15 protein-coding genes are annotated in these 20,987 nt (G+C 31.0%); 10 read left to right on the top strand and 5 right to left on the bottom strand.

All coding sequences use genetic code 11. The features are described 5' to 3' along the window. Positions 1–2 precede the first annotated feature (2 nt). The 6 genes from ACFQ1O_RS04470 to ACFQ1O_RS04445 all read left to right on the top strand — a co-directional run bounded on the left by ACFQ1O_RS04470 (position 3) and on the right by ACFQ1O_RS04445 (position 6,105). Positions 3–797 (top strand): class I SAM-dependent methyltransferase, encoded by a 795-nt coding sequence (locus ACFQ1O_RS04470; RefSeq protein WP_377713780.1) that lies wholly within the window; start codon positions 3–5, stop codon positions 795–797. Between the two features lie 4 nt (positions 798–801). After that, a complete protein-coding gene (locus ACFQ1O_RS04465) occupies positions 802–1,503 on the top strand; it encodes a hypothetical protein (RefSeq protein WP_377713778.1) in 702 nt (233 codons plus the stop codon). Between the two features lie 12 nt (positions 1,504–1,515). Next, the gene (locus tag ACFQ1O_RS04460; RefSeq protein ID WP_377713776.1) at positions 1,516–1,848 is read left to right on the top strand and encodes a hypothetical protein; all 333 of its coding nucleotides are present in this window, start codon (positions 1,516–1,518) and stop codon (positions 1,846–1,848) included. 7 nt (positions 1,849–1,855) lie between these two features. Continuing rightward, a complete protein-coding gene (gene recJ, locus ACFQ1O_RS04455) occupies positions 1,856–3,544 on the top strand; it encodes a single-stranded-DNA-specific exonuclease RecJ (protein ID WP_377713774.1) in 1,689 nt (562 codons plus the stop codon). 62 nt (positions 3,545–3,606) lie between these two features. Further along, on the top strand, positions 3,607–3,963 hold the full coding sequence (locus tag ACFQ1O_RS04450) for a hypothetical protein (protein WP_377713772.1): 357 nt from the start codon (positions 3,607–3,609) through the stop codon (positions 3,961–3,963). Positions 3,964–4,068: 105 nt separating this feature from the next. Beyond that, on the top strand, positions 4,069–6,105 hold the full coding sequence (locus ACFQ1O_RS04445; RefSeq protein ID WP_377713770.1) for a hypothetical protein: 2,037 nt from the start codon (positions 4,069–4,071) through the stop codon (positions 6,103–6,105). Positions 6,106–6,131: 26 nt separating this feature from the next. Here the strand turns inward: ACFQ1O_RS04445 and ACFQ1O_RS04440 are convergent, their stop codons facing one another. The 3 genes from ACFQ1O_RS04440 to ACFQ1O_RS04430 form a co-directional block, all read right to left on the bottom strand. Then, a complete protein-coding gene (locus tag ACFQ1O_RS04440; RefSeq protein WP_377713769.1) occupies positions 6,132–6,908 on the bottom strand; it encodes a UDP-2,3-diacylglucosamine diphosphatase in 777 nt (258 codons plus the stop codon). After that, entirely contained in the window at positions 6,901–7,353 is a 453-nt protein-coding gene (locus tag ACFQ1O_RS04435; protein ID WP_377713768.1) for a 6-pyruvoyl trahydropterin synthase family protein, read from the bottom strand. Before ACFQ1O_RS04435 ends, ACFQ1O_RS04440 begins: the two co-directional genes overlap by 8 nt. Positions 7,354–7,601: 248 nt before the next feature. Then, on the bottom strand, positions 7,602–8,489 hold the full coding sequence (locus ACFQ1O_RS04430; protein WP_377713766.1) for a hypothetical protein: 888 nt from the start codon (positions 8,487–8,489) through the stop codon (positions 7,602–7,604). Between the two features lie 69 nt (positions 8,490–8,558). Between ACFQ1O_RS04430 and ACFQ1O_RS04425 the strand changes: the two genes are divergently transcribed. Both ACFQ1O_RS04425 and ACFQ1O_RS04420 read left to right on the top strand, forming a co-directional pair. Continuing rightward, positions 8,559–9,245 (top strand): ComF family protein, encoded by a 687-nt coding sequence (locus ACFQ1O_RS04425; RefSeq protein ID WP_377713764.1) that lies wholly within the window; start codon positions 8,559–8,561, stop codon positions 9,243–9,245. 259 nt (positions 9,246–9,504) lie between these two features. Further along, positions 9,505–11,106 carry an Ig-like domain-containing protein gene (locus tag ACFQ1O_RS04420; RefSeq protein ID WP_377713762.1) on the top strand — a complete coding sequence of 534 codons (1,602 nt, stop codon included), beginning with the start codon at positions 9,505–9,507 and terminating at the stop codon, positions 11,104–11,106. Here ACFQ1O_RS04420 and ACFQ1O_RS04415 read toward each other — a convergent pair. Both ACFQ1O_RS04415 and ACFQ1O_RS04410 read right to left on the bottom strand, forming a co-directional pair. After that, on the bottom strand, positions 11,093–11,869 hold the full coding sequence (locus ACFQ1O_RS04415) for an amidohydrolase (RefSeq protein WP_377713760.1): 777 nt from the start codon (positions 11,867–11,869) through the stop codon (positions 11,093–11,095). The genes ACFQ1O_RS04420 and ACFQ1O_RS04415 overlap by 14 nt on opposite strands. A 2-nt stretch (positions 11,870–11,871) precedes the next feature. After that, entirely contained in the window at positions 11,872–12,342 is a 471-nt protein-coding gene (locus ACFQ1O_RS04410; RefSeq protein WP_377713758.1) for a hypothetical protein, read from the bottom strand. Between the two features lie 189 nt (positions 12,343–12,531). On the opposite strand from ACFQ1O_RS04410, the gene ACFQ1O_RS04405 reads away from it, so the two are divergent. Both ACFQ1O_RS04405 and ACFQ1O_RS04400 read left to right on the top strand, forming a co-directional pair. After that, positions 12,532–16,026 carry a hypothetical protein gene (locus ACFQ1O_RS04405; protein ID WP_377713756.1) on the top strand — a complete coding sequence of 1,165 codons (3,495 nt, stop codon included), beginning with the start codon at positions 12,532–12,534 and terminating at the stop codon, positions 16,024–16,026. Positions 16,027–16,034: 8 nt separating this feature from the next. After that, complete coding sequence (locus tag ACFQ1O_RS04400; protein WP_377713754.1) at positions 16,035–20,987, top strand: DUF6443 domain-containing protein; 4,953 nt, start codon at positions 16,035–16,037, stop codon at positions 20,985–20,987.

Genomic DNA, 20,987 nt, shown 5'->3' with positions numbered 1-20,987 from the left:
AAATGAGCGCAGAAAACTATTTAGAAATTAACAAAGCTTCTTGGAATAGAAGAACCTCACATCATATCTCTTCAGATTTTTATGACATGGAAGGTTTTAAAGCGGGTAATACTTCTTTAAATAAGATAGAGTTAGACTTGTTAGGAGATATAAAAGGAAAAAGCATTTTGCATCTGCAATGTCATTTTGGTCAAGATACGATGTCTTTTGCTAGAATGGGAGCTAAGGCAACCGGAATTGATTTGTCTGATGAAGCAATAAAACAAGCTGAAAAGATAAATAATGAATTGGGTTTAGACGCCACTTTTGTAGAATCTGATGTGTATGACTTACCCAATAATTTAGAAGGACAATTTGATATTGTTTTTACCTCTTACGGAACTATTGGTTGGTTACCCAATCTAGATAAATGGGCGAAAGTAGTTTCTCATTTTTTAAAACCTGGAGGTCAGTTTATTTTTGTAGAGTTTCACCCTAATGTTTGGATGTACGATGATGATTTTACTCATGTAAAATACAATTACTTTAATGATGAGGCTATCATAGAATCTGTAGATGGAACCTATGCGCAAGATGAAAAAGAAGAAACTTTTGATAGCGTTTCTTGGAACCACGGGTTGAGCGAAGTAATGACTAGCTTATTAAATCAAGGTTTGCAAATAGAAGGTTTTAAAGAATACAATTATTCTCCTTACGATTGTTTTGATCATACCGAAAAAGTAGCCGATAAAAAATACATTATTAAACCATTTGGTACTAAAATGCCATTGTGTTATTCGTTGGTTTGTAGAAAGTAGTGTTATGAAAAAGGTATTTATATTATTTATTGCATTTGCTTCATTAACTTGTTTAAGTCAAGACAATTTAATTTTAAAAAAAGAAGGTAAAACATTACAGAATATAATACCTAAAGGATGGAAAATATTAGACTCTAAAAAAGGAGATTTAAATAAAGACGGTATTTTAGATTTAGTATTCGCTATTCAAAATACAGACAAAAAGAATATTGAGTCTAACGATGGATTAGGTGCAGATACAATAGATTTAAATCCTAGAATATTAGGGATTTATTTTGGGTCAAAATCGGGAGGTTTCACTCAGAAATTAGTATCCAATCATTTCATAATACTTCAAGACATTCCTACTATGGATGAACCTTTTGATGGTTTTTCAATTAGTAAGAAAGGAGTTTTAGATATTAAGTTTAAGTTTTGGTTCAGTGCAGGAAGTTGGACAATGTCTAACAATACTTATAGATTCTGTTATCAGAATAATGAATTTGCTTTGATTGGTTATGACTCTAGTGAAACACATAGAGGAACTGGAGAAACAACAGATTATAGCATTAACTTTTTAACTAAGAAGATGAAAATAGTTAAAGGAAGTTTTTCTAATGAAGTGTCTGAAACAGTAGATTGGAAGGAAATTAGTTTAGAAAGGTTAATTACTTTAAAAGATATAGATAAACCTTTTGAATTAGATTTTGAAGGAATTCGTCTTTAAAAATTACAAAAGATGAAAAAAGAAATAATAAGAGCGTCATTTATCACTTTGTTTTTAGCTTTTATTGTATACCACTTTATTAAAGTTGAGTCATTTAAATTGGATGTTAGTTTTAAAAGATGGGATATAATGTATTTAGAATCTGATATTGGAACGATAGGTGAAATTACTTCTAAAAGAATGTTTAAAAGGTCTGAAATTGACACTTTTTTAATTAATAATTATTATCCTTCAGATGGAGATTATGATATAAATGGGGATACTATTTTTCTAAATAGGAGTTATCTTGTTTTTAATAAAGATTCTTTAATCAAATTTGAACCTAATAGTTATAAAGAGAATTAATTTTGATATGCGTTGGATCATTAAACCTATACCCGAAAAACAACAAGTCATTCATTTACAAGAAGTATTAGGAGTAGATGCCATTATTGCTACTTTATTGGTACAACGTGGTATCAATACTTTTGAAGAAGCAAAAGCTTTTTTTCGTCCGTCTCTAGAAGATTTGCACGATCCGTATTTAATGAAAGATATGGATAAGGCAGTGGCTAGAATAGAAAAAGCTATTATTAATAATGAAAATATTTTGGTGTATGGAGATTATGATGTAGATGGTACTACAGCGGTTTCTTTAGTGGCTTCTTATTTAAAAACTTATTACCCTCAAGTTGCTACTTATATTCCAGATCGCTATGCAGAGGGATATGGCGTTTCTTATCAAGGAATAGATTATGCACACGACAACGATATTTCTTTAATTATTGCTTTAGACTGTGGTATTAAAGCCATAGATAAAATTGCTTATGCTCAAGAAAAAGGTGTCGATTTTATTATTTGTGATCATCACAGACCGGGAAAAGAGCTACCCAAAGCAGTGGCTGTTTTAGATCCGAAGCGTGAAGATTGCTCTTATCCATACGATGAATTAAGCGGTTGTGGGGTAGGTTTTAAATTGATACAAGCAATAGGGAAAAATAGAAATCAAACTATAGAAGATTTTATTCCCTATTTAGATTTGGTAGCTACGAGTATTGCTGCAGATATTGTTCCTATAACAGGAGAGAATAGGGTTTTAGCTTATCATGGTTTACAACTGATTAATAGTAAGCCTAGAATCGGAATAAAAGTTTTTACAAAAGCGTTAAAAAAGACAAAGCTTAGTATTACTGATGTTGTTTTTCAAATTGCTCCTCGTATTAACGCAGCAGGTAGAATTAAACACGGTAATCATGCGGTGAGTTTACTTACGGAGTTAGATTATAATACAGCAGTTGACTTTGCAGTAGATATAGACAATTACAATACAGAAAGAAAAGCTTTAGACAAGCAAATAACAAAAGAAGCTTTAGATCAGATAGAAGCGAATCAAGAAGAAGATAACTTTACAACAGTGGTTTTTAAAAAAGATTGGCATAAAGGAGTAATTGGTATTGTAGCTTCTAGATTAACAGAAACTTATTATAGACCTACTTTAGTATTTACCCAGAGTGGCGATAAATTAGCTGCTTCTGCTAGATCGGTGAGAGGATTTGATGTATATGAGGCTCTAGATAAATGCTCAGAGCATATAGAACAATTTGGTGGTCATAAATATGCTGCTGGTTTAACTTTATTACCAGAGCAATACGAAGCTTTTAAAACTAAGTTTGAACAAGTAGTAAGAGATAACATTGATAAAAAACTACTAACACCAGAATTAGTAGTAGATGCTAGTTTAGACCTTAATCAAATCACTCCTAAGTTTTACAGGTTATTAAAACAATTAGGGCCCTTTGGTCCTCAAAACCCAAATCCAGTTTTTATATCTGATAATTTGCAAGATACTGGTCATGGTAAGTGTGTTGGCGAAGACCAAACACATCTTCGTTTTACAGTTAAGCAACAGAATAGCAACCAATATGTTGGTATAGGTTTTGGTTTGGGAGATAAACTACCAATAATTAGTAATAAAAACCCTTTTAAAGCAGCTTACCATTTAGATGAAAATGAATGGCAAGGAAATGTTTCCTTACAATTAATGGTAAAAGATATTAAATAGCTATTCTTATTTAGAATAATTAAAAATAACTATTATATTTGTATCAATAATATGATACAGATATGAACGATATATATAGAATTTATCACAACGATATAGGAATTGCTTTTCAGTGGAAAAAAGATGTAGAAGCGGGTTTTACAGAAACAATTCAGGTAGTGTTTAGAAATACTGGTTTTTATCTAGATTATAAAGAGGTAAAAGAATTCTATAACAAAGCTAAAGTTGCTCATCATCTACAACAATGTGAAGGATGCGCAAAAAAAGGAAAGTGTTCTAGCTATTTACTACAGACCCCAACCGATAAAGTAGATTTAGCCGTTACTAAAAAAGAATTAAATTCAATTACCGACTTGCTGAAAGGGACTCTTTTTCAAATAGAATTAAATGGATATATAAATGAGATATGTAAAAACTAAAAGTTGTATAATAGATTATTCTTATTTATAATTAAATACTTACAAAAATGACGCAACCTTTTTAGATTAGTTACATCTAATTAAGTATAACTAACTAAATTAAGGATGAAAAAAACGATTTACTTTATAGCATTATTATTACTTGTTATTTCTTGTCAGAAAGATGATTTTTCAGGTAATACTATTGAAAACCCAAATGGCTTAATAGATGATGTTGCATTTATTGAAAATTTTGGAGCTAGTACCACAAGTAATTTTATTGGGCGAGTAGTAAATGAAAACGGCACAGGTGTTAAAGATGTATTAATTAGTATAGGAAGTTTAACAACGTTAACAGATCATAATGGTGTTTTTGTGTTAAACGGAGCACCTGTTTATGAAAAATTTGCTTATATAACAGCAGATAAGAGTGGTTATATTAAAGGTTCTAGGACAATAGTTCCAGCTGTAAGCGGATTCAATGATATTCAAATAGTTCTTTTAGAAAAAAATGTTGTTGGAGTAATAAGCTCAGGAACCCCTTCAGAAGTGTCTTTACCTAATGGTGCCAAAGTAAGTTTTCAAGGAGAATTTATTGATGCTTCAGGAAATCCATATTCAGGTCAAGTAGAGGTATCAATGCATTATTTACAACCAAATCAAGAAACAACTTTTGCACAAATGCCAGGTATGTTGTTTGCTCAGGATAATAGTAATAATCCTAGAAGCTTAGAAACATATGGAATGATGAGTGTAAACTTATTTTCACCAAGTGGAGAAGAATTAAATATTTTAGAAAGTAGTCCTGCTACTCTTGAGTTTCCTGTAGATGTAAGTACATCAAACGCTTCTGATAGTATTGAATTATGGTATTTTGATGAAGATTTAGGTTACTGGAAAGAACAAGGTCAAGCAACTAAAATAGGAAATAAATATACTGCAGAGGTAACTCATTTTACATGGTGGAATTGCGACTTACCGTTAGATTATGTAAATATTTGTTTTTCTATAGAAACTACAGAATTGAATAGAATTGCTAATAAAAGAATAGAGATTATACGAAACGCTACCGATCAGGTTATTTTTTCAGGTTTTACAAATGAAAATGGAGAAGATTGTGGTTTATTTCCTGCCAATGAAGAGGTAACAATTAGTGTTTTATCTCCATGCAATAGTGAAGTTATATATTCGCAAGTATTAGGTCCTTACTCGTCTGATACTTCAATAAGCATAACAAATCCTAGTTTGCCATCAGAAATTTTAGAAACAAATATTACAGGAACTTTTACAAGTTGTTCGGGAGCTCCAATAGAAAATGGATATATGTTCATTTTTAGTGGAAATGATTCAAACCTTTATCAATCTATTCAAGTTCCTGTTGATAACGGTACAGTTAATTACCCTTTATTATTTTGTAGTGGAGAGAGTTATAGCTATTTGGTTTATGATATGGATAACAATCAATCTACTACCATAAATAGTTTTGTTTTAAATGAAAGCGTAACAAATTTAGGAAGTTTAAGTGCCTGCCAAGAAAATGGTGGTATGCATGTTGGAGATGTAGTTTTAGAAACTCAGGAAGAAGTTAATCGTTTTGGATTACTTAATTATTCGGCAATTCAAGGAAGTTTAACAATAGGAATTAATAATTCAGCTATAAATGATATTGTATCTTTAACTCCTTTGCAAGGCTTGTCATTTGTAACAGGAGGTTTATCTATTGATAGTAATGATCAGTTGACTTCATTAAATGGATTACAAAACTTAGAAACTAATACTTTATCAGTAACTAACAATGATGCATTAGTTTCTCTTGAAGGCTTAAATAGTATTACTTCATTAAGTACTCAAACTAATATACACTGGAATGATAGTTTAATTTCGTTGAACGGATTAAATAACTTAACAACTTCTAATGGTTTGATTTTAATTATAGGGAATAACTCCTTAGAATCGCTCGATGGTTTAGAGAGCTTAAATGAAGTATATCTTATTAAGATAGGAAATGCTGTTTTTTATAGTCCTAGTGAGAATCCGAATTTAACAGACTTTTGTGCTTTACAAAATTTAGTTGTTAACGGTACTTACGAACAAATAGAGATTGCAGGTAATTTATATAACCCATCTGTTCAAGATATTATAGATGGCAATTGTGCTCAGTAATTAATAAAAACTAAAAGAGAGCTTATTTAGCTCTCTTTATATTCTTTTAATTCTAATGTATTATTCTCAAAAACACCATAAGTGTAATATTGTATCCAGTCACCTAAATTAATATACTGAGAGCTTTCTGCAATATCTATAGTCATTGGTAAATGGCGGTGTCCAAACACAAAATAATCGTAATGCTTTTGGTTTTGTTTGCGTTTGCAGTATTGTACTAACCATTCGTTTTCTTCGCCTAAAAACTTTGCATCCTCATCTCCAGAAATGAGTTTGTTTTTAACCGACATGTATTGGGCTAATTTCACCCCTAAATCTGGGTGTAACCAACGGTAAAGCCATTTGCTAAACGGATTGGTAAAAACCTTTTTCATTCGTTTATAGCCTTTGTCACCAGGACCTAAGCCATCTCCATGACCAATTAAAAAAGATTTGTTATTAATGGTAAACTCTTGTGGTTTGTGGTAAACAGGAATGTTTAATTCTTTTTGAAAGTAATCATTCATCCATAAATCGTGATTCCCAACAAAGAAATAAATAGGAATTCCGCTATCGCTTATTTCAGCGAGCTTTCCTAATACTCTAACAAAACCTTTAGGTACTACAGTTTTGTATTCAAACCAAAAGTCAAATAAATCACCTAGTAAAAAGATAGCACCAGCATCTTCTTTTATTTCGTTTAACCAAGCAACAAATTTTTTTTCACGAGGAAAACTAGCTTCAGGAGTTGGGGCTCCTAAATGATTATCTGACGAAAAATAAACCTTCTTTCCTTCTGGTATGTTAAGTACGATACTACTCATTGTCTGATGCATACCACTCGGCATAAGAAGTATCAGTTTCTTGAAGTTTTAAAGAGTGTAGTTGAATATTATTAGGAAGTCTATTTTTTATTTTTTGAGCAAAGTCAATGACCATATTTTCACTTGTAGGTTGGTAATTTACGAGTATTACATTATGACCTCTATCTTTTAATTCTTTAGCTAACTCTACATGTGGAGTGTTTTGATTAAAAACAGTTGCGTGATCAAAAATATCTACAATTTCTTCTTTTACAATTTTTTTAAGGTCACCAAAGTCAATTACCATTCCTAGTTTAACTTCTCCTTCTTTAGTAATTGGTTGGCCAATTACTGTAACCGATAATTTGTAACTGTGTCCATGAACGTTTTTACACTTACCATCATAACCATATAAAGCATGACCAGTTTCAAAAGTGAATAATTTGGTAATTCTAATTTTACTCATAAAAGATATTTGTACTACAAAACTACATAATTTTAGTGGGTATATAAATGAGTGTAGATTAAAAATAAAAAGAGACTAGCTTTAACAAAACCAGTCTCTTTTAGTTGATATCAGTAATTTTCTTGGGGAAAGTTTTTCTGAGATGGTTTAAAGATACTCAGTATTTAAAGATTATTGGTAAAAAATGTTGTAAAAAGACTATAAAATGTTGTTATAGAGTGAATAAGGGTACTTTATAGTGTGCTGTTTTATTTAAGGAGTAGTGAAGTGCTACCTAATTTTTGGTCCTCTAGAAAAATACTTATAAAATAGTTGCCCGGTAAAAGAGTTTTAGTTTTTTCTTTGTTAACTAGTATAGAGGTGTTTAGTGTTTCGTTTTTATAAGAAATAGTTTCTTTGTCACTATACAATAAATTGAGACCGCTTTTAAACTCAATTGTTTTTCTATCGCCTATAATATTGTTTTTAGGATCGAGAATTTGAATATAAATATCTTTGTCTCCTTTTTTGGCAAATAAATTGGCACCAATAGTAAAACTGAGTTTTATTCTTTCTACTCTAATAGCTCTTTGAGTCTCAGATAAACTACCAGTAGTTCTTACTCTAATACCAGATGCATTAAGGTTGGATATCTGTAATTTAGAAGCTTTTTTAATTACTTCTGCATATTGATTGTTTTCTTTGGCTAATTTATTGCTTAAGTTTTTCTGAACTTTTAATTGGTTTTCAACAATACCACGTTCTTCAATTAGAGAATCATTTTCTATTTTTAATGAGTCGGCTATTTTAAATAATCGATTTCTTTCTTCTTTTAAGAAATCTAATTCTTTTCGGTATGCAATTAAATTTTTTATAGAACTTTCACTAGATAAAACTTTTCTTTCTAGCGATTTAATTTTTTCTTTATAGGTAGATATTTCTTCTATTTTTAGGGTATTTTCAATCCTAGAACTATCATAACGAGCAGTGATATCGTTTAGCTCATTCAGAAATAACTTTTTTTCATTTTCGAAATAACGCTTTTCTTCTTTACGTTCTTGAACAGTATTAAAATTATAAAACACAAAACCACCTAAAAGCAATGAAAGAATTGCAATAGTAATTCTAGATAGTATAATTCGTTTTTTTATGTTCACAGAAAAAATGAGTATAGTAAGCTCAAATCTAAGTATATTTATATAAAACTTAAACTAAAATTCGATTAAGTGTATAAATATCTGATTAATCTACTTTTTCCGAAGCTTTGTGTTGGATGTGAAGATTTATTAAATGGAAATGAAATATTTTTATGCAATAAGTGCTTGCATTTAGTTCCATGTACTAATTTGCATACAATTGAAGGCAGTATGATTAAAGATTTGTTTTATGGTTCTGTGTGTTTAGAACAAGCTACTGCATTGTTTTACTTTCATAAGGATGGAATTGTACAAAAATTAATGCATCATTTAAAATATAAAGGTCAGGAAGGAATAAGTTCTTATTTGGGTAATTGGCTTGGAGAAGATTTAAAGAGTTGTAATGCTTATAAAGACATTGATATAGTAATCCCTGTTCCGTTGCATACTAAAAAATTAAAGTCTAGAGGTTATAACCAAGTTGATGGTTTTGGTAAGGCAATTGCTAATAAATTAAAAGTGGGTTTTGTAAATAATGTTCTGATAAGGGACAAAAATACCCATACTCAAACAAAAAAAAGTAGATGGAAAAGATGGAAGAACGTTGATACTATTTTTATGTTAGATAGTACTAAAACAGCTTTGCTAAAAGGAAAGCATATTCTTTTAGTAGATGATATTATAACAACAGGTTCTACTATTAAAGCTTGTGCTTATGAATTGTTAAAAATACCAAATGTAAAATTAAGTATTGCAGTTATGGCATATACAGAATAATATATTTAATCTACAATTTATTTAAATAAACTCTAGATTGTTTTAATGAATTTTATGGGATTGATATGCAAAGGTTGTAAGAGAATAAAAATTTTAGCATTATAATATTCTTGATATTATTTTCGGGTTATTACAATTCAATTCGAATTAACTTTATAGTGTGTAATTAGCCATCTTAGAAGGCAATATATTGCTTTAACAATTTATTAGTTGAGATATAACCAAATATGTTGTTTATTTGTGTATTAATGTATTTTTAATGAAAAAAATTGTACTAGTTTTAGTTTTTTTAGCTTTAGTAGTTAGCTGTGCCAAAAGAGGTAGCCCGTCTGGAGGAAAGAAAGATATGGAAGCTCCAGAAATTGTAAAATCTTTTCCAGAAAACTATTCTACGAACTTTAATACAAAAGAGATAAGAATTAATTTTAATGAATACATTAAGCTTAAAGATTTAAACAAGCAATTAATTGTATCTCCACCATTAAAATATCAGCCAACTATAATACCGCAAAGTGGAGCTAGTAAACAGTTGAAAATTAAGATTTTAGACACATTACAAGAAAACACTACTTATTCTTTTAATTTTGGGAATAGTATTGTTGATAACAACGAAGGTAACCCATTTCCTTTTTTTAGATATGTTTTTTCTACTGGTACAGAGATAGACTCACTGCAATTAAAAGGAACGGTTAAAGATGCATTAAATGTAGATACAGATTCTTATGTATCGGTATTATTATATGAAATAGATTCTACCTATTCAGACTCAACAGTATATTTAAAAAAGCCTAGGTATATTACCAATACTTTAGATAGCGCAACCACTTTTCAATTTAATAATATAAAAAAAGGAACTTATAAGTTAATTGCTTTAAAAGAAGAGTCTGACAATTATGTGTTTAATCAAAAAACAGATAAAATTGGTTTTGTTGAAACAGAAATTACATTACCCACATCTCAAGAATACGAATTATTGTTGTTTAAAGAAATACAAAACTTTAAACCTTTAAAACCAAAGCATCAAAAGAAAAATAGAATCCGATTTAGATACGAAGGGCCATATCATGAAGATATTTCAATAAAATTATTGACAGACAACCTGCCGGAAGGATATACTTCTATCATAACAAAAGAAATAGAAACAGATACATTAAATTATTGGTTTAAACCTAGTGTTGAACTTGATTCGATGCTTTTTTCCTTGAAGAGTAAAAAAGTAGTTGATACGTTTAAGGTGAGAATGAGAAAAAAAATTAAAGCAGACTCTCTATACTTTAAAAAAATAACTCAAAGTTTGACTGTAGATGAAAAATATGAAATATCATCTTCTATACCAATCATAAAAATAGATAAGCAAAAAATACAAATAATGAATAAAGATTCAGTTTTAGTTCCTTTTAAAATTGAGCAAAATTCATTTACAAATACAATTGGTTTTGATTTTGACAAAAAGGAGGAAGATCGTTATAAAATAACTGCTTATCCAGAAGCTTTTCAAGATTTTTATGGAGGAATGAACGACACCTTAACTTTTAAAGTGTCTACTAAAAAACTCTCTGCATATGGTACAATTAAGCTAGAATTATTTAACACACCAAAACACTCTTTATTGGTTCAATTAGTAGATAAAAACGGAAAAATAAAATACGAACAAAAAGGAGTTGGTAAGACAATTTTCGATTTTCAGAATTTAAACCCAGCAACTTATAATTTAAGAGTTGTGTTTGATGTAAATGGAAACGAAAAATACGATACTGGAAATTATTTAAACAAATTACAGCCAGAACGTGTTAGTTACTATCCTGAAGAAATAGAAATTAGAGCTAATTGGGATAGAGATTATAAGTTTACGTTACAATAAAAGAATCTTTATCGTTTAAAAAGCCAAATTTTTTTCGGGCAGAGTCTAGCTCTTGCTTATTTAAAGTGATAGTTGAAACACTTTCTTGGCCTGATTGGATATTACACATGTTTTTTCCTAAATAATTTAAAGCGGCAGAGTTTCCGGAATATTCATTTCCGTTAGGGTCAATACCAACTCTGTTTACCCCAATAGTGTAGCACATATTTTCTATTGCTCTAGCTTTTAATAAAGTATCCCAAGCTTCAATACGTTGTTTAGGCCAATTGGCTACATAAACAAGTAGATCGTAATTGTAAGTGTTTCTAGACCAAACAGGAAATCGAAGGTCATAACAAACTTGAGGGAAAATTTTCCATCCTTTATATTCAATTAGGGTTTGTTTAGTTCCTGCAGTATATTGGTGCTGTTCCCCGGCGAGTGTAAATAAATGTCTTTTGTTGTATTGTTCTGTTCTACCATCTGGGGTAATAAATAAGTACCTGTTATAATACTTATGATCCTCTTTTATAATAAGACTTCCGCAAATAGCCGCCTGCTTTTTTTTAGCTAAAACTTTCATCCATTCAACAGAATCTTCATCCATATTTTCAGCCAACGATTTTGGATACATAGTAAAGCCAGTTGTAAACATTTCAGGTAAAACAATTAAATCTGTTTTTTCTGAAATAGAATTTATTTTAGCTTCAAAATTTAATCGATTTTGAATTGGATTCTCCCAAACTAAATTAGATTGAATAAGGGTGATGTTTAGGTCTTGCATTGTTAAGCTTTACGTAGTTTTTTCTCAGCTTTAGCTATCTTTTCTTTGAGAGATTTTAATTTTTTCCCCCATTTAGCTTCATCGTCTATCTTTCCTTTTTCACTGAGTTTTTTGTACTTTTTAACTTCTTTTTCGTATTTTTTTGTAATCTTTTCTAAGTTTTTCTGAGCTTGTTCTTTCTTTTTTAACGCTTTTTCTGCTTTATTTTGTTTTTTCTCAGCTTTATCTTTTGCTTTTTTATTCTTTTTTTGGTCTTTTTTAAGTTTTTCAGTTGCTTTTATTGCTTCAATACGTTCTTTATAAAGTTTAGTAATTTCATTTTGTTGAACTTCAGATAAAGAACTAGTTACGTCTGTTTTATCTTGATATATTTTTTTCCCTTTAACGCTATACAAACTACCATTGTAATTAACGTTCTGAGAAAACCCAATTAAACTGGATAATAAAAGGGTAAAAAAGAGCAAATGCTTCATAGGTGTTATATTTTATAAGCAAGTTAGTAAATAGATAGCTAAAACCAAATAAAAAAATATGTGTTCAAATATTAACTTCATTAAAAAAGGTGATTTAAAATATATACCTAAATTTTGTAGAAAATGGTTTATACAAATTCAGTAGTTTTGCCAATATTACATTTAAGTAATTACCCACAAATCTAAATTATGAAAAAACTATTTTTATTACTATTATTTAGTAGTAGTTTATTTGGGCAAGAAATGCCCAAAATTATTCCGCCTTCACCAGAGTCAGCCTCTTTGGCGAAGTTTACAGAAATCCCAGTATCTCATTATACAGGTATACCAAATATTAATATTCCAATACATACAATCGTACAAGATGGAATTAGTATACCTATAGGCTTATCTTATCATGCCAGGGGTATACAAGTAGAAGAAATAGCCTCAAGAGTTGGCTTAGGTTGGGCATTGAATTATGGAGGCTCTATTTCGAGACAAATTAGAGGTCGAGCTGATGAGGGTGAATATGGATATTTAAGTAACGCTACCTCATTTAGCAACTTCACCAGCAGTCAATCCATTAGAGAGTCTGTTTGGAATACTTATACTAATGTGCCAGATTTAGATTTTTACCCTGATCAGTTTTATTTTAATACTCCAACTGTTAATGGGAAATTCATCATAGACTACACTGATTTAAAACCTGTAGTCCAAAACTTTAATGATTTAGATATTGTATTCAATATGGGGAATTTTGCAGGGACAAATGCAATTTTAAGTTTTATGATTAAAGATAGTGAAGGTAACACTTATTATTACGGTAAGTCTAAAGACGGACAGCGAATAGCTAGAAATTATGATCAAACTGAGCAAAATATTTCTGTTCCTTTAATTGGAGACCCCTCTTTTTCTGCAGGTGGAGAATATTATTTTAATTCTTGGCAATTATTAGATGTAGAAACTAAAAACGGTTCTTTAATTCAGTTTTTTTATGGAAATACAGGAGCAGTAGCTGATGCAGAAGTATCCCATATGTATAAGAGAAATTATGATAAATATGTTCATGTCGATGAGTCTTCAGACCCTGGGAGTGCAGCGTCTCAAAATGGAGCTAACCCCTCAACTGGCAACCCACTTCAGGTATCAACTATCAGAAGCTTTATTAGTAAAATACAGAGTAATCAATTCCAATTAGAGTCCATTAAATTTAAACAAGGAGAATTAAAGTTTATTAAGGATCTTAATAATGGAGATGGTAGAGATGATTTTGATGGCTTTGCATTAGATAAAATAGAACTCTTCAATAATTCAAATACATTAGTTAAATCCTATGATTTAGAGTATGAGTATACTACAGCATTAGATGACGGAAATATTCTCTCTTACCTAGTAAACATTGAGCCAAAAGCTTTTAAAAGAATGTTTTTAAAATCCATAACAGAAGTTAGTGCTAATGGCAACAAATTACCTCCGCATGAGTTTTTTTATAATACTGAAAAACTCCCCAATCGTTTTTCGAATTCTCAAGACTATTGGGGCTATTATAATGGCAAGCCAAATGGTAAATATTTAACACTTGCAGATTATACCGTTCATGTTGATAGGACTGTCGACACCTTAAAAACAGAAGCGGGAATGCTAAATAAAATTAAACTTCCTTATGGAGGTAGTACTACTTTTACTTATGAACAAAACAAATCATTACCCTCTGAAAAATATAAAAATGTAGATTTTCAAGCGGTAAATCCATATACTAGTAAAGGAGTAGCACTATCTAATCTAGATCATACCAATCCCAATTATTATGACGGAAGGGTTTATACCAAACCTTTTACTGTAACCAACACCCCATACGGGCGTATGAAAGTAAATATTTGGTTTACAGATGAATCTAATTGCCCTACAGGAGCTGAACTAGGACAAGGTGAATGTAGGTTTCAAGTTTCTGTTCACGGACAAACAAACGAAGGGGTTGCTGTAGATTATTTTTTGCTTATCAATGTTGACGAGATAAATGCCTTACCTCCCGGTAATTATACATTAAAAGTAAAACCTTTGAATCATGTTCATGACCCTACCAATATGCAACACGGATTTGGAGCCTACTTGGATTGGAAAGAACAAATTGTGAATGAAGATGAACTTCTATATATGGGGGGAAAGCGAATTAAAAAAATATCATTTTTTAATGAATTGAATGAATTGACTCATAGTAAAGAATACCGTTATGAACTACCTAGTGGAAAAAGTAGTGGTGTTGTACTAGGTTTATCTAGTTTTCATGTAAAAAAGAATATTGAAGGTGTTACTACATATAGAAACTATAGTAACATACCAGGTAGTCCATTAAGAACTCATCAAGGCAACACTATTGGATATTCTTATGTAACAGAATATAATAAAGGAGTTGGAATTGATGCAGGAAAAACAGAATATGAATTTTCTATGATAGAAGACAGTGGTGAGTATTATAAATTTCCTCCACATATTCCTACAGATAATGAATGGTTACGCGGTAAAAATCTAAAAACTATTATTTACAAATCTGAAGGAAATGGAAATTATAAGCTTATAAAAAAAATTAAAAATGACTATTTATATGCTGGACTAACAAATATATTATCAGGACACATTGGTATATTTCAATATGAATCTACTTATCAAGACCCTTTAAGTGAAAATTTAACGACAAATCCATTTTTTAACCCTAAATCTGTATATAATCTTATAGGAAATAATATTACTGCTAATAATTTAAAACATATAAAAGCACATAAATTATTTAGGGTACCATTATTTACGTACCCTAATTACAAAGACGTTCCTTTAGGTGTAGAAGGACAATCTTATTATTTAACTTATTATTTAACTGGTGGAACTTTAGAACTTAGTACTAGCACCGAGACCAATTACTTTGATAATAATACAATTTTAAAGACAGAGACTAAGTATTATTATGAGAGTGATAAGCATTATTTACCTACTAAAACAGAAGTAGCTACTAGTACTGGAGACAAGATGGTTACTAAAACATTTTATGTAGATGATGTTACGAGTGCTACGGCATTAAATTCAGACGACTTAACAACTCCAGAATATACTGCTATAGATAAGTTAAAAAAAGATGATTTACATAGACCAGCTACAGCAGTTCAAACAGAATCGTATAAAGTTGCTGCAGATGGAACAGAGAAGTTATTATCTATACAACGTAATTTATTTAAAGAACAAACTAGTGGTTTAATCTTACCAAGTATTGTGCAATCATCTAAGAGTTCAGATGCTTTAGCAGACAGGTTAGAATATTTAAAATACGATTCTAAAGGGAACCCATTAGAAGTATCTTTAAAAGATGGAACAGTTATCTCATATATTTGGAATTATAATAAAACACAGCCTATTGCTAAAGTAGAAAATGCTACATATGTAGAGATAGCTGCAGCTTTAGGTACTACAGTTAACGCTTTAGAAAACCATAATCAAAGTACTACTTATTTTAATGGTTTACGTAGTTCATTACCAAAAGCAATGGTTTCTACTTATACGTATAAACCTTTAGTGGGTATTACAAGCATGATAGATCCTAGAGGTTATTTAACGATGTATGAGTACGATGAGTTCAATCGATTAAAGTATGTAAAAGATGCTGATGGCAATATACTATCTCAGAACGAATACAGGTACAAAAATCAAAACTAATTAAGGAAATGAAAAAGTTATTATATACACTAATGTTTGTTGTTCCTGTATTAGTACTAGGACAAAGCACGAATCAGAACTACGTAAAGAGTACGACCTTTAATAAAGAAATAAGAGAACAAGCTACTACTGTAACCAATCCAGATGGAAGTACAACAATCATAAAGAGTATTAACCAAGCTACCGAAAAAGATAAAATAGAACAAGTTACATACTATGATGGATTAGGTAGACCTATGCAGTCTGTAGCTCATAAAGCAGGTGGAGCTATAAATGCTGCTAATGAATTAGATTACGATTGGAGTTTAGGAGATATTACCAGTACTTTTTTCCGTCAAATAGGTCAAGCTTCAGAAAATGAAATAGTAAATGGAGAAACTCCTTTTGGAGATATCGATTTACTATGGAAGTGTGGTAACGATTCAGATAGTAATGCAGATGGAGGTTGGAATACCCGCGAATTTCCTGTAGACAATACCAAGTCTTATAGATATACTACTTGGGTTAAAAAGACCAGTGATTTAGTAGATGGGAATACATACCATGGCGTTCAACATGTAAATAATTTAGATGGAACTATTAATGATAACCCCTATTTTTGGTTAGGTGATTTACCACAATTAGATACTTGGTATTTATTAGTTGGTGTGGTACATCCTCATGACTACAATGGACCAGATACTGGTGAAAGTGGGGTTTACGATGTTGATGGAAATAAAGTGCTAGACGGAACTGAATTTAAATGGAAATTAGGTGCAAATTTTAGTTATTTTAGGAACTATTTGTATTACTCTACAAATACTTCTGTACATCAATATTTTTACAAACCATTATTACAAAAGCAAGATGGTAATCATTGGCCTTTACAAGATATTGCAAATAATGTAAATGCTAAAGATGTTGTTTCTCATATAGAGTATGATGATATAGGTAGACAAACTCAAACCCATTTGCCGTATGCTGATACACAAACTAATACTCCTTTAGAGTACAGGACAAATGCTGAAGCTGCGACAAATGCTTATTATACAGCTAACTATTCTGCAGATATAGATGTTAGTGCTCCTAATCCTTTTTCTAAAATAGAGCATGAAGCTTCTCCTTTAAATAGAGTATTGCAACAAGCTGCGCCAGGTAAAGATTGGAGTTTAACTTCTGGACATACCATCAAGTTTGATTATCAAACTAATTTAGCTAATAAGGTTAGAAACTATGGAGTATCTTTCATAGGTAACGATTATAAAAAACCAAAACTTATTTATAATGGTAATTATGCACCTAATGAGTTGTACAAAACCATTACTAAAGACGAAAACTGGGTTGCTGCTGATGGATTAAACAAAACCACAGAAGAGTTCAAAGATAAACTAGGTAGAGTTGTTTTAAAAAGAACCTATAATAATAGTCTTAAACATGACACTCAATATGTATATGATGACTTTGGAAATTTAACTTATGTATTATCTCCAAAAGGGTCGGATACGGTACTTACCTTGAATCAATACACTGATTTTACGGATTCTATTCCTGCTACAAGTTTTGCTCTAGGTTCTAAGTCGGCTGGCCCTCATACAGGTTCAGCTGTAGTAAGTTTGTCTGGTACAACTTTAACCTTAAATTTGAATATTCAGTTTTCTTATAATGCATATGTTACTACGGGTTCTATTCATCAATTAAGTCAAGCTATTCCAAATGTAGATTTTAACACTAGCGGAAGTTTAAATGGTTACGAATTTAAAATAGAAAACGGTTATTTAACAGTATTTCATCCGCAAATTCAATATGCTACTAATCCACCAGCTGTAAATTCATTAAACGGAACGTTTTCTGTTGAAGTACCCGAGTACAATATTCATCAAGATCAATTAGATGGTTTATGTTACCAATACAAATACGACAAAAGAAATCGTTTAATAGAAAAGAAAATACCTCAAAAAGGTTGGGAGTATATTGTGTATGATAATTTAGATAGACCTACCCTTACTCAAGATCAAAACCTAAAAGCTCAAAATAAATGGTTGTTTACTAAATACGATGCTTTTGGGAGAGTAGTTTACACAGGGTATTACGATACTTCTACGTTAAACCCAATACCTACTAGAAGTGATTTACAGGCGACTCTAGACAGTAGACCAGTTAATTACGAAGAGAAAACAACAGCTAATAATTCGATAAACAATTCACCTTGTTTTTACACTAATAATATTTTTCCAAATAGTAATATAGATTTATTAACTATTAACTATTACGATAATTATACGTTTGATTATACTTTACCTTTAGCTACTACAGCCATTTTTGATGAGAATATTACTACTCAAACTCAAGGGTTAGCTACAGGTTCTAAAGTACGTGTATTAGGAACTAGTAACTGGATTACTACTTTAACTCAGTATAGTAAAAAAGCAAGAGCTATTTATATAGCCTCTAAAAATGGGTATTTAAACACTACTGATATTGTTAAGACTGATTACGATTTTATAGGTAATGTATTAAAAACAGAAAGCTCACATACTTTTGGTATGAACTTACCTATAGTAACGGTAGATGAATTTAGTTACGATCATCAGAATAGATTGTTAACTCAGAAGCAAACTATTAATGGAGGTTCTAAAGAAACAATTGTAAATAATACTTATGATGATTTAGGGCAATTAGTAAAAAAAGGAGTAGGTAACAATACTACGATGCCTCTACAAAATGTTGATTATGACTATAACATTAGAGGATGGTTAACTGCGATTAACAATGTCGAGCAAAATACTTACGATCTATTCTCTTTTAAATTGAATTACAATGCAGTAGAAGGAGATTTAGTAGCAACTACACCAAAATTATACAATGGTAATATTGCACAAACCATTTGGAAGTCATCTGCAGATAATGAAAAAAGAAGTTATGCCTATAACTACGATGCATTAAACAGAATTACATCAGGATACACCAGAATGGGAACTGCATTAGACACCAATATGAATTTTGATTTACATGGTGTGATGTATGATAAAAACGGAAACATATTAGATTTAAACAGAAAAGATGTTTCTGGTGTTTCTATGGATGAATTAGACTATACTTATAACTTTAATCAGTTAATAAAAGTAACCGATAGTGGAAATGCAGAAGGGTTTAAAGATGGTACAAACTCTGGAGATGATTATGCGTATGATGTAAATGGTAACATGACATCTGATGCTAATAAAAAAATTACTTCTATAGAGTACAATCATTTAAACTTACCTACAAAAGTAACTTTTAGTAATAACGATGCTAATATTACTGGAGCTGGTGAAATAGAATATGTATACGATGCTACAGGAGTAAAATTAAAGAAAGTAGCTAAACAAGCGGCTTTATCTAGCGGCACAAGTACTTTTTATGCTGGTAACTATGTTTACAAGCAAGCTACCGGGCAGTCTGCCACTACGTTAGAGTTCTTTAACCACCCAGAGGGTTATGTAGAACCTACTAGTAACCCACAAAGGCCTTTCCAGTACATTTACCAGTATAAAGACCATTTAGGTAATATTAGGCTATCCTATAGAGACCTAACAGGAAACTATCAAGTATTAGATGATAGTAAGTTTAATGATAATGTCTTAGAAGGATGGAGTATGTTTGTGGGAGCTGGAAATGCTATAAGCGTAGAAAATAATAAATTAAAGGTAGACTTTACGAATGCTTATGGTGAAGTATGGAAAGATTATGTAGGATTAAATGGTCAAGGTAATAATATAAAGATTGAATTAGATGTAGATACGGGTGCAGACACCAACCCTTTGCATATCATAATTGTAGAATATGATGCTAATTACGTAGGGTTAGAAACTAATTATACTTATAATATTACTTCTGGTAGAAATAGTATACAATATCAAACAATAAATGGTAGCACTGCTATTGTTAGAGTATATATAAGAAAAACCAATCCAACTACTGGAACTTCTAACCATTTCTATTTAGACAACATTAATATTACTAGTGGTGAGCTAGAAATAATGGAAAACAAAGCCTACTATCCATTTGGCTTAAAACATAACTATGGTACTAACTCACCGCTAAGCATTGTTTCTGGTAGACAGCATAAGTATGGATTTGGTGGAAAAGAATATAATGACGAACTTGGACTTGATTGGTATGATGTATCTGCTAGAAACTATGACCCAGCTCTTGGTAGATGGATGAATTTAGACCCGCTGGCTGAGGATATGAGAAGACATAGTCCTTATAATTATGCTTTTGATAATCCAGTGTATCATACTGACCCAGATGGGATGGCTCCACAAGGTGCTGGAGACCCACCAGATGATGATGGAGGTTTTTGGGGATTTGAGATACCTAGTTTAAGTAAAATATTAGACAATACTAAACAGTTCTTTAGTGAGCTAGTGGGTGACGCTAATGCTTTAGCTGCTTCAAATGGTACAGATGGTGATGCTGCTGCTAGGATTAATAAAAAAACAGAAATTTTAGACAAACAACTTGAAGTAGTTGATAAATTAAACGAAGGAGCCGAAGAAGTTTTGAAGTCGTTGCCAGGAGGGCAAGAAGGAGCAGCTATAGCTAGATTAGGAGCAGGTGAAGATACTAGCACAGTTTTGACTAATTATGCGACTGAACAAGCAGAGCAAGCACCATATACTATTGGGGCAATGTTTGTACCTGGTGCTGATGGAAGAACTCTTAAAAAGGGGACTAAAACATTGTATAAAATGCTGCCTAGTAGAGGGCGAGGTAGAGCTAAGAGTATTCCTAATGTAAAAACAGATATCAGTGCTAAAGAGTTTGGCTCTAACCTAGAAGCTAGTGGGTTTACTAAAAAAGCCAATAGTGGAGTAACAACATATTCAAAAGATAATGTAACTTACACAGTATATGATAAAGCTAGTTCTACTGGAGGTACAACAGCGGCAAGGGCTGTTGATGGGAAACAAAATATAAAAATTAGACTAGAAGACTAA

The sequence above is a fragment of the Pseudofulvibacter geojedonensis genome (genome assembly GCF_042675745.1).
Classification (GTDB): Bacteria; Bacteroidota; Bacteroidia; order Flavobacteriales; family Flavobacteriaceae; genus Pseudofulvibacter; species Pseudofulvibacter geojedonensis.
This window is presented reverse-complemented; position numbering and strand designations above follow the sequence as displayed.

What these genes read in the sequence shown, in the direction of transcription:
- ACFQ1O_RS04445 (WP_377713770.1), top strand. Translation starts at nt 4,069, where the DNA reads ATGAAAAAAACGATTTACTTTATAGCATTATTATTACTTGTTATTTCT.
- ACFQ1O_RS04420 (WP_377713762.1), top strand. Translation starts at nt 9,505, where the DNA reads ATGAAAAAAATTGTACTAGTTTTAGTTTTTTTAGCTTTAGTAGTTAGC.
- ACFQ1O_RS04450 (WP_377713772.1), top strand. Translation starts at nt 3,607, where the DNA reads ATGAACGATATATATAGAATTTATCACAACGATATAGGAATTGCTTTT.
- ACFQ1O_RS04465 (WP_377713778.1), top strand. Translation starts at nt 802, where the DNA reads ATGAAAAAGGTATTTATATTATTTATTGCATTTGCTTCATTAACTTGT.
- recJ (WP_377713774.1), top strand. Translation starts at nt 1,856, where the DNA reads ATGCGTTGGATCATTAAACCTATACCCGAAAAACAACAAGTCATTCAT.
- ACFQ1O_RS04415 (WP_377713760.1), bottom strand. Translation starts at nt 11,869, where the DNA reads ATGCAAGACCTAAACATCACCCTTATTCAATCTAATTTAGTTTGGGAG.
- ACFQ1O_RS04400 (WP_377713754.1), top strand. Translation starts at nt 16,035, where the DNA reads ATGAAAAAGTTATTATATACACTAATGTTTGTTGTTCCTGTATTAGTA.
- ACFQ1O_RS04405 (WP_377713756.1), top strand. Translation starts at nt 12,532, where the DNA reads ATGAAAAAACTATTTTTATTACTATTATTTAGTAGTAGTTTATTTGGG.
- ACFQ1O_RS04440 (WP_377713769.1), bottom strand. Translation starts at nt 6,908, where the DNA reads ATGAGTAGTATCGTACTTAACATACCAGAAGGAAAGAAGGTTTATTTT.
- ACFQ1O_RS04460 (WP_377713776.1), top strand. Translation starts at nt 1,516, where the DNA reads ATGAAAAAAGAAATAATAAGAGCGTCATTTATCACTTTGTTTTTAGCT.
- ACFQ1O_RS04470 (WP_377713780.1), top strand. Translation starts at nt 3, where the DNA reads ATGAGCGCAGAAAACTATTTAGAAATTAACAAAGCTTCTTGGAATAGA.
- ACFQ1O_RS04435 (WP_377713768.1), bottom strand. Translation starts at nt 7,353, where the DNA reads ATGAGTAAAATTAGAATTACCAAATTATTCACTTTTGAAACTGGTCAT.
- ACFQ1O_RS04410 (WP_377713758.1), bottom strand. Translation starts at nt 12,342, where the DNA reads ATGAAGCATTTGCTCTTTTTTACCCTTTTATTATCCAGTTTAATTGGG.